Consider the following 13,733-nt stretch of genomic DNA (forward strand, 5'->3'; position numbering starts at 1 on the left):
CATCGGCGACGTAGCCTTAGTCCGGTGTTAGGCCGTACTAAGGCTGTCATCGCGCCGATAGGTATTTCAGTTGTTCCAGTTGTCGCTAAAGCTTGTCGTACCCTTTGTTCGGCTGGCCTTGATTCGGCGTTTCCGGAACGCCCTCATCTTCCATAACCCGGCTTGACGCGTAAGCCTGCTTATCCTCAACGGCTTGAATCGCAATTTTAGCTTCCGCGTATTGTTGCAGTTTTGCAATTTGTTGGCCTTTGTTCAACAGGATCGCCTCCGTTTCATCCATAAGGTTCCCCGTTCGGTAGCGGATCATGCAATTTCGGAGCGATGGTCCGAATTTCCGTATGACCTTCTAATTACGTTATCCGCCCTGTAAAGTTTTACTCAGCAGTGAAGCGTAAGATTCAGCGCCCTCCCGCTTCAGATGAACGCCGTCGTCCGCGAAGTACGATTGTTTTTCTTTGCTGGCGGAATACCAGTCCATGATCTCGGTATTGGAATATTCGTCGGCGACTTCCTGCAGGGTGGAGTTGACCGTATCTTGCCACTTTCTAGGTACGCGCGTATTAATCAATACGATTTTCCGCGCATCCTGAAGTGAAGACAACAGCTCGCGCAACTGCTTGCTGGAGAAAGCGCCATTCGATCCGAGCTCGATGACGACTCGATCTCCAAGCTTTCCTTCCGCCTTCAACATGTCGACGACATCCAAAGCCTGGTACATCTGTCTGCCGACTTTGCCGTCGATCACGATGCCGGGAAGGAGCTTCTCCAGGTGGGGCGCAGCGTCGAGCAGGACGGAATCGCCGATTGCGGTAATTCTGGCATTAGTTGCGGGCTCCGAGCTTTCCTCACTTTTCGGTTGCGGTTCCATTGGTATTGGAGCCTCGGGTATAACGATTGCTGGTATCCCGGGATCTGTATCTGGTACGATTGTATCTTCTTGCCCATTCGGACTAGTTTCGATTATTGCCGGCGAAGGATCGGCAGGTTTGTCGGCGTTCAAGCTGCTATAGCCGGAGATGAGGAACAGCATGAGGGCGAACGTTGATACGGCGCGTTTATTCCGGTAGTGGAAAGGCGACCATCCTTGTTTTTCTCCCCGGGAAGGCGTCCGGGAGCCTCGCCGGATCGGTTCCTCAATGTAGGTCCAGGATAATGCGGCCAGCAGCAGGCTCAGCGCTATCTGAACTATCGCTCGGCCCGCATGGGCATCATCTGCGCTGCCTGACGGACTCATAAGGATCATAACCGGAAAGTGCCATAAATAAAGGCTGTAGGAGCGTACGCCGATCCAGCGTAGCGGCTTGCTTCCCATCACCTTGGCGACCCGGCTGGCAGGATGAGCGAGTACGGCCGTAACAACTGCCGTTAAAACCGAAAAAAGCGCCAATCCTCCGTTATACAACAAGGAATCGTATTCATTGGTTTTCCAAACCAGCCAGACGATCGCAAGCAAGCCGGCTCCGCCCAGTATGTCAAGAACCAAACGGGATTTATTCGAAACGGCTGCGGATAAGCTTCTGCTCGGCCAGGCAACCGCCAGCGCTGCGCCAATCAGCAAAGCGAACGCCCGGGTGTCCGTCCCGTAGTAGACCCGGCTCGGATCGCTTCCGGGCACATAGATCATCGCCATAGCTATTGCCGAAGCGGCCGCTCCCAGCAAAATGAACATCATCAGCTTGCCGCGCTGTTTCGTAACACGCAGTAAAGCCAACAACAAAATCGGCCAAATCAAGTAAAATTGCTCTTCAATCGCGATCGACCAAAGATGCCCGAGCGGAGACGGAGGGCCGAAGCTTTCAAAGTAAGAGACTTGGTGGAAGATCAGCCACCAATTGTTGAAATACAAGGCGACGGATACGAAATCTCCCTGGAGCGAGGCCAGACGTTCGCGGTCAAACAGCAGCAGCCAAGCTCCGACGACCGCCAGCATAACAAACATTGCCGGCATCAGTCTGCGGATACGCCTCATCCAAAAGCCGGCGAAATCGATTTGTTTCGTGGTTTGCCATTGTGCGACTAATTGATCGGTAATCAGATAACCGGACAACGTGAAAAAAACGGCTACGCCCAGCAATCCCCCGGGAGCCCAGGATACATTCATATGGTAGGCAATAACGGCCAGGACGGATATGGCCCGCAGCCCGTCAAGACCGGGCATGTAGCGGCTTTTGCCTTCGCCTTGTTCTTTGATCATCGTAATATATCCTCCTGCTGCTCGGCTGCATCCCACACCGTGTAATAACATGACAAGAGAAAAGACGGGGCAGACTGGGGAAAGGTTTGATTAAAAAATGAAAAAAGCGACCTCCACGATAAAGAAAATTTTTGTGTCTTTTCCCGCAACAAATTGGACGACAAAAAGCAGACCTCCCGCATCCCGATGTTGGAGAAGCCTGCTAATGGAAAGCATTATACGATACGATGCAGCTATGTGGCAGTTGCCCGGCAAAAGGGACTCCGGAACTCGACTCCTCAGGACGAGGCCAATCATCCGAATTGCCCATATAATGTATGTTGCTATACGATCCTTATCCAGGACTCCGCTTCGCCTGACGGAATTTCAGATTACCGGTATTCGCGCGGAATTCGTCTCGCAACGCCTGTCCGGATCGCCGCTTCGACCACTTTGTCGCGAATCAGCTTGGCGACCTTCTGGTTGAACACGCTTGGAATAATGTACAGCTTGTTCCGCTCCTCATCCGAGATGACAGAGGCGATCGCTTCGGCGGCGGCCAGCTTCATCTCTTCGTTGATCGTCTGGGCCCGGCAATCCAGGGCACCCCGGAACATCCCGGGGAAGCAGAGGACGTTATTGATCTGGTTCGGGTAATCGGAACGCCCGGTCGCTACAACGGCGGCGATATCTTCGATTTCCTCGGGATTGATTTCGGGGTTCGGGTTAGCCATCGCGAACACGATCGGATTTGCGGCCATGCTCCGGACGTCTTCACGTTTCAATAAACCGGCGGCGGATACGCCGATAAATACATCGGCTCCGGCGAGCACACTGCTCAAGCTGCCGGTTACACGGTTCGGATTCGTATGCTCCGCATACCAGTTCCACATCGGATTGCCGTACGTATGGCCGGCTACCAAAGCGCCTTCCCGGTCGACCCCGATCAATTCCTTGACGCCTGCGGCGAGCAATATTTTACTGCAGGCGATTCCTGCCGCGCCTATACCGCACACGACAACTTTAACCGAATCGATCGATTTCCCGACCAGCTTCAGAGCGCTGATCAGGCTGGCGTACAACACGACGGCGGTTCCGTGCTGATCGTCGTGAAAGACCGGGATATCGAGCGCCTGCTTCAATCGCTCTTCGATCTCGAAGCACCGCGGAGATGAGATGTCTTCCAGATTAATGCCGCCGAACGCCGGAGCGATGGCAATAATGGTCCGGATCATCTCTTCCGTATCCTGCGTATCCAGACAGATCGGGAACGCATCGACGTCGGCAAGCTGTTTAAACAGCATCGCTTTGCCTTCCATTACCGGCATGGCGGCGTGCGGACCGATATTGCCGAGCCCGAGGACGGCGCTTCCGTCGGAGATGACCGCTACCGTGTTCCGTTTGATCGTCAGCGTGTAGGCTTTGCGGGGCTCCTCATGAATCGCCATGCAGACGCGGGCTACATCGGGCGTGTATACGCGGGACAAATCGTCGCGATTTTGGATCGGCGTTTTCAGCTTGGTCTCGATTTTGCCTCCGAGATGGAGCAGGAAGGTCCGGTCCGATACGTTAACCAGCTTTACACCGCCAAGCTGTTTCACTTTATCGACGATTTTGGACGTGTACAGCGTATCCGCCACATTAACGGTCAAGTCCCGGATCGACAGCTCCTGCTTCGTCTGAATGACGTCGATCGCGACCAAATCTCCACCTTCATCGGTTATCGCGGTGACAATATCGCTGAAACGAATCCGGTTCGTATCGATTTCCAGTCGAAGGATGATGCTTTTGCCGGTAATCAGCTGTTTATTTCCTTCGTCGCTCATGAACTGCTACTCCCTCCAATCCTTAGAAGCTGTATCTGGTTTCGCTCCTTCCTACAGGATTTCACCAAATCGCAGGTAGTAACCAAAACCAGCTGCATTTCATTTCTGTTCGGTTTGAAAGCATGCCAAAAACGCACATCATCCCTATGCGCTCTATGAATCCCCATCGTTCGTAGAAGAGCATGCTGCCTCTGTTTGTAAGAGAACGATCCGCTTTTGGGCGATTGTGTCCCTGCTTCGCAGCTTTCCCCTCTCAAGTTCATTTTTCCGGCTTCGAACGCGGCAAGGAAGCGACGAAATGCTTTGAAGCTGAGGCAAATTATGCTATAGTAAGAAGTTGACGGCCAGAATAGTATGGAAGGGAAGGTTGTTGTTTTTATGATCAGCACTAGTAACGTAACTCTCCGTTACGGAAAACGCGCCTTATTCGAAGACGTTAACATAAAGTTCACCCCCGGTAATTGCTACGGATTGATCGGGGCGAACGGCGCAGGCAAATCGACATTTCTTAAAATCTTGTCCGGTGAAATCGAGCCTAACAGCGGTGAAGTGTTCATAACGCCGGGCGAGAGACTCGCTGTACTGAAGCAGAACCATTTCGAATTTGACGAAATTCAAGTTTTGAAAACGGTTATTATGGGTCATCGCGAGCTGTTCGCCATTATGGAAGAGAAGGACTCCCTGTATGCCAAGCCGGACTTCTCCGAAGAGGACGGCATGCGGGCCGCCGAGCTTGAAGGCGAGTTCCAGGAACTGAACGGCTGGGAAGCCGAAGCCGATGCCGCTTCGCTTCTGCTCGGTCTTGGAATCGGTACGGATCTGCATGAGAAGCAAATGAAAGAGCTCGACGGCAATGAGAAAGTACGCGTGCTGCTGGCGCAAGCGTTGTTCGGCAATCCGCAAAACCTGCTGCTCGACGAGCCTACGAACCATTTGGACATCGAGTCGATCAATTGGCTTGTTAATTTCCTGGGTCGCTTTGAAGGCACCGTTATCGTGGTATCCCATGACCGGCACTTCCTGAACGAAGTGTGTACGCATATCGCCGATATCGACTTTGGCAAAATTCAGCTTTACGTCGGCAACTATGATTTCTGGTACGAATCGAGCCAGTTGGCGCTTAAGCTGATCAGAGATGCGAACAAAAAGACAGATGAGAAGCGCAAGGAGCTGGAGACGTTTATCGCCCGGTTTAGCGCCAACGCCTCCAAGTCCAAGCAGGCGACCTCCCGGAAGAAGCAGCTCGAGAAGCTTACGCTGGAAGATATCAGGCCGTCGAACCGCAAATATCCGTTTATCAACTTTAAGCCGGAGCGGGAAGCGGGCAAAAACATTTTGTCGGTCGATCGCCTGAGCAAAACGGTCGATGGCGAGAAGCTGCTTGACAATATCAGCTTCGTTGTCAACAAAGGCGACAAGATTGCTTTGATCGGCCCGAACGGGGCGGCCAAGACGGTATTGTTCCAAATCCTTGCCGGTGAAGTGGAAGCGGATCAAGGCGAATTCGCATGGGGCGTTACGACCACTCAAGCGTATTTTCCAAAAGATAACGCGCCATACTTCGAAGGGGTGGAATTAAATCTCGTCGAATGGCTGCGCCAATATTCCAAAGATCCGGATGAAACGTTCATTCGCGGCTTCCTGGGACGCATGCTGTTCTCGGGCGAAGAATCGCAGAAGAAAGCGTCCGTTCTCTCCGGGGGAGAAAAAGTGCGCTGCATGCTGTCCAAAGCGATGCTGAGCGGCGCCAACGTGCTGATGCTCGACGAGCCTACGAACCACTTGGACTTGGAATCCATCACGGCGCTTAACAACGGTCTGATCGATTTCGACGGAAGCATGCTGTTCGTCTCCCACGACTGGCAGTTCATCCAGACGATCGCGAACCGGATTATCGAGATTACGCCAAAAGGGCTCATCGACCGGCAAATGACGTACGAAGAATATTTGAACAACGAGGATATCAAAAGGCTGCGCGAATCTTTATATGCCTGACATACAGGACGGGGGACGGCATCACGCCGGTCTCCCGTCTTTCATGTCCAGCCGGAAATTTATGCGGAGCAAAAGGGTTGTACCGGCGCCGTGTCGTATTATATCCGTTACAAGGAACCGCGCCGGCCGCGTCCGCCGCACATCACCCGTCAGGAGGGAGCGCATGTTTGATCCGACGATATACGAAAATTTAAAGGTTGTCATCGAAGGGGCGGTGTACGATCTCGATTTGGAAGGGCAAATCGTCGTTACGCATCGTTCCGACCTGATCGATCTCGCGGTGATGTCGAGATGTTATATTATCCGCTACCGATTGAAGGACAGCAGGAGTACGGCCGAGATTCGCTTGTCCGCAGGACTCGTCGACCTGGCCGGAGAGAAGATGGAATGGAAAAACGCCTTGCCCGGCTGCAAGCTGGACGTCGTCTTCTCGCTTCCTTTGCGCAACCCGGAGAGCGCATGCCGCAACATTCAAGACATTTTGCAGCAGCTGTGGGAAACGAATCCGACCATCGTCCAGACGTTATCCTACCGGTACGGGGACGACGGTTCCCGCTGCCTGAACGAGATCGGCGTTCATTTCGACCGGAAAATCGGGGAAGGACAAATTGAAGACATTCCCGACCTGCTGGAGCACACCCTGCGAACGCTGCGGCAGCTGGAACCTTACAACCTGGAGGAATAACGGATGATCGAGCGGTCGGAATCGGAGCTGAGAGGACGGCTAAACGCTGGAGAGGCGTTCGCCGTTTTTTTATATACGCCGTTATGCGGCACATGCAAGGTAGGGAGCCGGATGCTCGACGTGGTCGGGACGATGCGGCCGGATTACCCGATCGAGCAAGCGAACGTGAATACGATACCGCAGCTGATTCAAGAATGGCGGGTGGAAAGCGTACCTTGCCTGATCCATCTGGATAACGGCGCAGTCGTACGCAAGCTGTATGCGTTCGAGTCTGTCGAGAATGTATATCGTTTCTTGCAGCCGTTATTCCCGGAGCCCCAATAAGAGAGGATGAAAAGCGATGAACGAATCCGTTGAACGTTATGTAACTGTAGAGCACCGGTCGGGCGCATATATTGCCAAACAGTTGGAATCGTCGCCGCCCCGCGTGCTGGTCGAGATCATAGCCGTGCTGCAGCATCCGCTGCAAGGCGATCTGCATAACCGGTATAAAGTCGACGTTACTTTGTTCCACGAACGGAAGGCGGCGGCCCAGCGGGAGAAAGTGTGGGTTCCGGCTGCGTCGGTGCAGCCGTATGAAGGCGACGTTCCGTCTTACGACGAATCGCTCCGCAGCGCGTGGGAAGAGTTGATGGCTTCCATGCAAAGCGTCGCGGATGGTTCGTACGACCGTGCCCGCTATCCGGCTCGTCCGGAGCTGCAGGCTTGGGCGGTCAAGTCGATTGAGCAGCTGCGGTCGCTGGAGAAAGACTATTGGGGCTCGGGCTCGTCTTAACGGGCGGCCGGCAAGCGGGGAGGGACGGCATTGACCTGGGATGTGCTAAGCTTGATGGGGATCGTCGCCTTTGCCGCGAGCGGGGCGATTATCGCGATGGAGGAGGAATACGACATCTTCGGGGTTGCCGTGCTCGGGATGGCGGCTGCATTTGGCGGCGGGGTCGTCCGCAACCTGTTTATCGGGATACCGATTACCTCCTTATGGTCGCAGGGGCTGTTACTGAACACGGCGCTTGCGACGATTTTCCTGCTGTATTTGTTCCCGGCTGTGTGGATTCGCAGATGGCAGCCGATCGCCACGTTTTTCGATGCGGTCGGGCTGGCCGCTTTTTCCATACAAGGCGCATTATTCGCAGCACGAATGGAGCTGCCCGTAGGCGTAGTCATCTTCGCATCGGTAGTGACCGGAATCGGGGGAGGCGTGATCCGCGACGTGCTTGCGGGCAGAAAACCGCTTGTGTTCCGGGATGAGATCTATGCGTTATGGGCGATGCTAGCGGGAATCTCGCTCGGATTCGGGTGGATGGACGGGCAGATCCGAACAGCTGTATTATTTGCGGTCATATTGACGATGCGGATGTTATCGGTATATTACGGCTGGAAGCTGCCCCGCAGGAAGCTGGATTTTCATCAATCGGCCGATCAACGGAGACTTGCAGCCGGAGGAAAGGAGGAGGAGCGGGCTTTATGAGCGAATCATGGAACGAGCGGAAGCAGATCCCCCAGGACGAGCTGCAGGATAGGCTTCAGACGATCAAGGAGCTCGGCGGCGGCGCCGAGGGGACGGAGTTGTACGAGATCGTGAAAGATACGGCGACGGGCGAGCATTATTTGCACTATGCCTACTTGCATCTTACGGTCGCGGACGGGACGAAGGAGTCGTTCCATCAGCTGCTTCCACTGGAGAGCGACGACGTGCTTGGCCTGATGTTCGGAGAACAGCCGCATACGTACCCGGATCATTGGCGGCGGTCTTTTCTCCGCAACGGCCCAGACGGAACTTATGTCTGGTTCGATCCTTCCGAGACGATCGAAGGGGCTGGAGCGGATGCGGAACAGCTGGCGGGCGATGCAGCGGACATTCTCGGAGCCTGGAAACGGGAAGGGGCGCGCGACCCGGAATCGGTGAAGCGTATACTGGACGAGATTAACCGGAAGCTGAGCAAACTCGATGATTAAGCGGACATACAAAAACGGACCTCGGGAGGTCCGTTTTGTGTTTGTATAGGGTAAGCGAGTTCTTTCGATAACGGGAGCTTAGTCCAAAACGGCCGCCAGCTTATATTCCGAATCGCTGCAGCGGCATGCATACGGTAAACGTGGTTCCTTGCCCGATATCGCTTTCCACCGTAATCGTCCCTTTATACGATCCGACCCTTTCTTTGGTGACGGCAAGCCCGATCCCCGAATGGTCACCGCTGTTTTTGGTCGAGTAGCCGGGCATAAAAATTTTGCGTCGTTCTTCCTCGTCCAGCACACGTCCCGGATTGCGCACGGAGATGAATAGGTTGCCGGCGTTGTACCAGCCGCGCAGCTCGACCCACCTCTCGTGCACCGGAAGCCGGGTCACTTCGTCGAACGCGTTGTCGACCAGATTGCCGATAATTTTGACGATATCGACCGATTTGACGCCCAGATTGAGGCTGCCGAACGGAGCGAATTCGTGCCTGAAATCGATTTTTTTGTCCATCGCCGTTACGAGCTTGGACTGCACGATCGCTGCGATCGCGGGATGGCCGATCTGAATAATATCGTTCGTCTGGCGGATGTCCCCGATCAGTTCTCCCGTGTACCGGTGCAAATCGTCATACTTTTTGAGCTGAAGAAACGTATGAATCGTCTGCACATGATTCAGGAAGTCGTGCCGCTGGCCGCGGATCGTCGTGAACATGTCGTTCACTTCGTCGATGTAAGCCTCCTGCGTGACGCGGACCGCTTCGTCCTTGTTGCGGCCGATCATCCGGAAGACGAAATACAGCAGCACGAGGCTTAGTACGGTCAGAAATCCAATTCTCGCCGCCATCGTTGTAATCTGCTCTTCCAGCACGTCCCGGATCATATGGTAATCGAATACCACTCCGATAACATAAGGATAGTCCAGCTGTTGATTGTCGGCGTCCGACGGCACCGGGATATAGCTTTTAATTACTTTTTTTCCTAGAACGACCGTCGTGTACGTAACCGGCTCATTCCGTTCAAGCGCCTGTCTGACGTTGTCGATGTCCCGCTCGCGGTCTTCGTACATATACGTGCCGAACGGAATCGGACGGTCGTACAGCGATACGAAATATTGTCCGCTTTGTGATTTCGATACTTTTAGCGGCTTGCCGAAATGGTTGTAATTAAAACCGGTCATCTCCAAAATGCCGGGATTGTCCTCGATCATCTTCTTCATGATGAGATCCGGACCGGCCAGCCTGTCATACTGCTTGATCTGGATATCTTCCACGTACGGATTGATGATGTAGTCGGTTTCCCCATCGTAATAGTAGCCCCATTTGTCGATTTTGCTCGGATCGGTATCGGCATGTTCGATCGGTCCCGACCAGTAATGGGGCAGCTTCTGCCCTTCCGGAATCGTAACGTTCCCGGACTCCAGCAATTGCAGGAAAGCGGTATACCAGTATCCCCACTTCTTCGTACTCATGCCGATTTCTTTGGAATCGGACGAACGGACGCCGATAATATCGTCTCCTTGCTTCTGAAGCAGCGTGATGTGCGACACCCCAAGTTCCTTGCTGATCTGCTCCAGCTCGTCGTTCGTCACATGCTCGGCCTGCGGGGAAAGCCGCTCCTTGGCGGTGATCGCGGCCAACCGCAGCTGCTGGCCGACCATGTCCTCGACATATTTCACGCTGGTCTTGTACTGGTCGATCGAATTTCTCAAGTTGCTGGCGGCATGAACCGACTGCTCTTCTACATTCCCGACAAGCGTCTCCTTGGTCGTCACATAGAACAAAATATTGTTAAAAAATAATATAAAAATAACGTATCCGATAACGAGGTAGAAAATCCGTGATTTCAGGTGCAAGCCATCACCCCAGGTGCAGAACATTATGTATCCTCATTATAGCCTAAAAGATACACTAATGTTATTGCATTTTCGACTTTTTTCGATATAATCCTGCATATTTTGTCGTAAAAAGTAGTGTGATCCGGATTACAGGCATAAAAGCTGAAACCGATTATGCTAAAAGCATAGATCAGGAGCGGGAGGAATGCAGCGATGAGCCGATTCATAACGGACAGGAACACCCAGCATACGATGGTGCTTTGCGACCCCAGCGTCCAGTTTCGCGATGCGGTTAACCGGTTGGAAGAGGAGCAGGGCGAGATGAAAGCTCAAATTTTGTTGATTCGGCAATTGGTAGAAGAGAGCTGGAAGGGAGAGCCCGGTCGGGTCTGTGCCCGGATCGCCGAGATGAAGCCGTACGTGTGCGAGCTGCTGGCGCGTCTGCAAAGCCATGAGGAATGGGAGAAGCGTTATGTATTTCCGCTCCTTGCGGAACTGACCGGCAAAAGGATGGGGCCGATGTCGGTGATGGATCTGGAGCGGGAGTGGGCGATGCAATACTTAAAGTCGTATATCGAGCAATCCGGCAGTATCGGAATGTTTAGCCCGGAGTCGAAAACGAGGGAGCTTCTGCGGCAAATCGAACAGGCGCTTTTTATACTGGAAGAGCATTTGCGCAAAAACGAGGAGGTCGTATTCCCGCTGGCCGACCAGATCGCCGCAGATATGGACCGGTATTACCGGTAAACCGGGGACAATGTATGAAATATGGTTGAAGCTTTTCCGTCATCTTGAACAGGCGTTGGCCCATATCATGTACTAACCGCGCGGTTTAGCGCCGCGTTCAGGAAGGTGGATGATGCATGGACCGGCGACCGTGGCATGACTATTACCCCCAAGAAGTGCCGACTACGCTCGATTATCCGTCCGTTCCCATTACGACGCTGTTGCAAACGACGGCGGAGCAATATCCGGACCGTCCGGCCGTTACGTTTTTCGGCAAGCGGACGAAGTACAAGGATCTGCTGCAGCAATCGTACCGGTTCGCGAACGGCTTGCACAGCCTCGGAGTCGTTCCGGGCGACCGGGTCGCTTTGATTTTGCCGAATATGCCTCAGTATGTGATCTGTTACTATGGAGCTTTGTTCGCCGGCGCGACCGTCGTGCAGCTGAATCCGCTGCATGTCGAACGGGAGCTGCTTCGGCACATCACCGATTCGCAGGCGGATACGATCGTTTGCCTGGACCTCTTGCTGCCGCGAATCCGCAATATCCGCGAGAAGGCCGGTCTGAAGCGGATCATCGTTACGGGAATCCGCGATGAGCTGCCGCTGGTGAAGAAAGCGCTGTATCCGCTCGTACAGAAACGGAAGGGACCTTTGCCGAAGTACGACGCCGAACAGGAGCAGCTGTTCATCCTCCACCGGCTGCTCCGCTCCGCGAAGCCGGAGCCCGTCACCCATCCCGTCGACCCGGAGCGGGACGTGGCCGTTCTGCAGTATACGGGAGGAACCACCGGGGCACCGAAGGGCGTTATGCTGACGCACGCCAATTTGGCCGCCAATACGCGCCAATGCGCAAGCTGGATGTATAAGGTCGATGCCGGACAAGAAATCATGCTGGCGGCTGTACCGTTATTTCACGTGTACGGGATGACCGTATGTATGAATTTCGGCTTATCCATCGGCGCCAATATTGTGCTGGTTCCTAAATTTGAAGTCGAAAATTTGCTAAAAACGATCCACCGCGAGAAACCGACAATATTTCCCGGAGCGCCGACCATGTATATCGCGATTAATCATCACCCGGACTCGGCAGTCAAATACAAGCTGTCCTCGATTCGCTGCTGTATAAGCGGCTCCGCGCCGCTGCCGCTGGAAGTTCAGCAGCAATTCGAGAAGCTGACGGGAGGGCGGCTGGTCGAAGGTTACGGATTGTCGGAATGCTCGCCGGTCACACATGCGAATCCGATCTGGGAACGTCGCAAAACCGGTTCGATCGGACTGCCATGGCCGGATACCGATTGCAAAATCGTCGATATGGACACTGGCGAGACGTTGCCTCCCAATCAGATCGGCGAACTGCTTCTGAAAGGGCCGCAGGTGATGAAAGGGTATTGGAACAAGCCGGAGGAGACGGCTGTTACGGTCGGGGACGGGTGGCTGCGTACGGGCGATATGGCTTATATGGACGAAGAAGGTTATTTTTATATTGTCGATCGCAAGAAAGATCTGATTATTGCCGGAGGGTTCAATATTTTCCCGAGGGAGGTCGAGGAGGTACTGTTCGAGCATCCTGACGTGCTGGAAGCGGCCGTTATCGGTGTGCCCGACGAATACCGGGGGGAAACGGTGAAAGCGTTTATCGTCTGCAAACCAGGCGTTCAGGTGTCCGAATCGGAGCTGGACAGCTACTGCCGCCTCAAGCTGGCTGCGTACAAGGTGCCGCGAATCTACGAATTTCGCGATTCGCTGCCCAAGTCGATGATCGGGAAGGTGCTCCGGAGAGAACTTAGAGAGTAGCAACCTGCGGACGATCCCAAAGGGTAAGGGTTAACCGCATATGACGAAACAGGAGGGAGGTCATGACGGCTACCCTCCTTCCTGCTGTTTCTGCTTCCGCTTGGTCCCAAGCTGTTTCCAGTTGGCCAGCTCCTTCTTGACCAGCGTTCTTTCGCCGTGCGATACAGTCGAATATTTGCTGTCTGGGGTAACCGGCTCCTCAAAATAAACGACCGACCGTTCTTCATCGAAAGATTGAATTTTGCACAAGTGGACAAGGTTCGTCCGGTCCAGCCTGCGGAAACCAAAATGGTCCAGATGTTTCTCCAGCGTTGATATTTTGGGCAAGACGGGATAGTATTCTCCATCCAGCGTATGGAAGATGACCGAACGTTCCCAGGTTTGTATACTTACGACCTGGCTGATATCAAGCCATACAATCTCGTCATTGTTTTTGGGATCACGCGTGACCGGAAAATGCATAAGTACACACACCCGCTTCAAGGATGGCCGGGCTGCCTCCAGTCCGAACTCGGGCAGCCCGTGCACAAACGGTATTAGTTCGATTCTACCGGAGCTTCAGGACGATGGCCTGCGAAGAGCGAAGCCGTTTGGACGAAACGATCAGCGAAGCCCGCTCCAATGTCGAAAAGGATAAGGAACTGTCTGAACTCATACGACGCTCCTGTGCAACTGTAATGGATATTATTAGGAATACAATATATTACAACTATAGGTATATACTGTTATTATAATGGATAAT

The 13,733-nt window shown here is 53.7% G+C and carries 13 protein-coding genes; 8 read left to right on the forward strand and 5 right to left on the reverse strand.

What is annotated here, in order from left to right; genetic code table 11:
• Positions 1-85: 85 nt before the first annotated feature.
• The 3 genes from AC3Y2E_RS24910 to AC3Y2E_RS24920 form a co-directional block, all read right to left on the reverse strand.
• Positions 86-280, reverse strand: a complete 195-nt coding sequence (locus AC3Y2E_RS24910) for a hypothetical protein (protein ID WP_379215229.1) — start codon at positions 278-280, stop codon at positions 86-88.
• A 75-nt stretch (positions 281-355) separates the two neighbouring features.
• Positions 356-2,194, reverse strand: a complete 1,839-nt coding sequence (locus tag AC3Y2E_RS24915) for an acyltransferase family protein (protein ID WP_379215231.1) — start codon at positions 2,192-2,194, stop codon at positions 356-358.
• Between the two features lie 371 nt (positions 2,195-2,565).
• A complete protein-coding gene (locus tag AC3Y2E_RS24920) occupies positions 2,566-3,999 on the reverse strand; it encodes an NAD-dependent malic enzyme (protein ID WP_379215233.1) in 1,434 nt (477 codons plus the stop codon).
• 378 nt (positions 4,000-4,377) lie between these two features.
• Here AC3Y2E_RS24920 and AC3Y2E_RS24925 point away from each other — a divergent pair, with 378 nt between their 5' ends.
• The 6 genes from AC3Y2E_RS24925 (at position 4,378) to AC3Y2E_RS24950 (ending at position 8,635) form a co-directional block, all read left to right on the forward strand.
• A complete protein-coding gene (locus tag AC3Y2E_RS24925; RefSeq protein WP_332073686.1) occupies positions 4,378-5,994 on the forward strand; it encodes an ABC-F family ATP-binding cassette domain-containing protein in 1,617 nt (538 codons plus the stop codon).
• Between the two features lie 163 nt (positions 5,995-6,157).
• Positions 6,158-6,679, forward strand: a complete 522-nt coding sequence (locus AC3Y2E_RS24930) for a hypothetical protein (protein WP_190930771.1) — start codon at positions 6,158-6,160, stop codon at positions 6,677-6,679.
• A gap of 3 nt (positions 6,680-6,682) precedes the next feature.
• Entirely contained in the window at positions 6,683-7,003 is a 321-nt protein-coding gene (locus AC3Y2E_RS24935; RefSeq protein ID WP_332073687.1) for a thioredoxin family protein, read from the forward strand.
• A gap of 16 nt (positions 7,004-7,019) precedes the next feature.
• Positions 7,020-7,454 (forward strand): sporulation phosphorelay system protein KapB, encoded by a 435-nt coding sequence (gene kapB / locus AC3Y2E_RS24940; protein WP_379215237.1) that lies wholly within the window; start codon positions 7,020-7,022, stop codon positions 7,452-7,454.
• 30 nt (positions 7,455-7,484) lie between these two features.
• Positions 7,485-8,147 (forward strand): trimeric intracellular cation channel family protein, encoded by a 663-nt coding sequence (locus AC3Y2E_RS24945; protein ID WP_332073689.1) that lies wholly within the window; start codon positions 7,485-7,487, stop codon positions 8,145-8,147.
• Positions 8,144-8,635, forward strand: a complete 492-nt coding sequence (locus AC3Y2E_RS24950) for a hypothetical protein (RefSeq protein ID WP_379215239.1) — start codon at positions 8,144-8,146, stop codon at positions 8,633-8,635. Before AC3Y2E_RS24945 ends, AC3Y2E_RS24950 begins: the two co-directional genes overlap by 4 nt.
• A gap of 100 nt (positions 8,636-8,735) precedes the next feature.
• On the opposite strand, the gene AC3Y2E_RS24955 is transcribed toward AC3Y2E_RS24950, so the two are convergent.
• Entirely contained in the window at positions 8,736-10,487 is a 1,752-nt protein-coding gene (locus tag AC3Y2E_RS24955; RefSeq protein ID WP_379215241.1) for a sensor histidine kinase, read from the reverse strand.
• A gap of 195 nt (positions 10,488-10,682) precedes the next feature.
• Between AC3Y2E_RS24955 and AC3Y2E_RS24960 the strand changes: the two genes are divergently transcribed.
• Both AC3Y2E_RS24960 and AC3Y2E_RS24965 read left to right on the forward strand, forming a co-directional pair.
• Positions 10,683-11,216: a hemerythrin domain-containing protein gene (locus AC3Y2E_RS24960; RefSeq protein ID WP_379215243.1), complete on the forward strand. Its 534-nt coding sequence runs from the start codon at positions 10,683-10,685 to the stop codon at positions 11,214-11,216.
• A gap of 116 nt (positions 11,217-11,332) precedes the next feature.
• On the forward strand, positions 11,333-12,991 hold the full coding sequence (locus tag AC3Y2E_RS24965; RefSeq protein WP_379215245.1) for a long-chain-fatty-acid--CoA ligase: 1,659 nt from the start codon (positions 11,333-11,335) through the stop codon (positions 12,989-12,991).
• Positions 12,992-13,060: 69 nt separating this feature from the next.
• Here the strand turns inward: AC3Y2E_RS24965 and AC3Y2E_RS24970 are convergent, their stop codons facing one another.
• Complete coding sequence (locus AC3Y2E_RS24970; protein ID WP_379215247.1) at positions 13,061-13,453, reverse strand: LytTR family transcriptional regulator DNA-binding domain-containing protein; 393 nt, start codon at positions 13,451-13,453, stop codon at positions 13,061-13,063.
• Positions 13,454-13,733: the final 280 nt, after the last annotated feature.

The sequence above is a fragment of the Paenibacillus sp. MAH-35 genome, from assembly GCF_058135425.1.

Bases quoted from the DNA above. Each gene is read 5' to 3' on its own strand.
- AC3Y2E_RS24910 (WP_379215229.1), bottom strand. From the start codon at position 280: ATGGATGAAACGGAGGCGATCCTGTTGAACAAAGGCCAACAAATTGCA.
- AC3Y2E_RS24915 (WP_379215231.1), bottom strand. From the start codon at position 2,194: ATGATCAAAGAACAAGGCGAAGGCAAAAGCCGCTACATGCCCGGTCTT.
- AC3Y2E_RS24920 (WP_379215233.1), bottom strand. From the start codon at position 3,999: ATGAGCGACGAAGGAAATAAACAGCTGATTACCGGCAAAAGCATCATC.
- AC3Y2E_RS24925 (WP_332073686.1), top strand. From the start codon at position 4,378: ATGATCAGCACTAGTAACGTAACTCTCCGTTACGGAAAACGCGCCTTA.
- AC3Y2E_RS24930 (WP_190930771.1), top strand. From the start codon at position 6,158: ATGTTTGATCCGACGATATACGAAAATTTAAAGGTTGTCATCGAAGGG.
- AC3Y2E_RS24935 (WP_332073687.1), top strand. From the start codon at position 6,683: ATGATCGAGCGGTCGGAATCGGAGCTGAGAGGACGGCTAAACGCTGGA.
- kapB (WP_379215237.1), top strand. From the start codon at position 7,020: ATGAACGAATCCGTTGAACGTTATGTAACTGTAGAGCACCGGTCGGGC.
- AC3Y2E_RS24950 (WP_379215239.1), top strand. From the start codon at position 8,144: ATGAGCGAATCATGGAACGAGCGGAAGCAGATCCCCCAGGACGAGCTG.
- AC3Y2E_RS24960 (WP_379215243.1), top strand. From the start codon at position 10,683: ATGAGCCGATTCATAACGGACAGGAACACCCAGCATACGATGGTGCTT.
- AC3Y2E_RS24965 (WP_379215245.1), top strand. From the start codon at position 11,333: ATGGACCGGCGACCGTGGCATGACTATTACCCCCAAGAAGTGCCGACT.
- AC3Y2E_RS24970 (WP_379215247.1), bottom strand. From the start codon at position 13,453: ATGCATTTTCCGGTCACGCGTGATCCCAAAAACAATGACGAGATTGTA.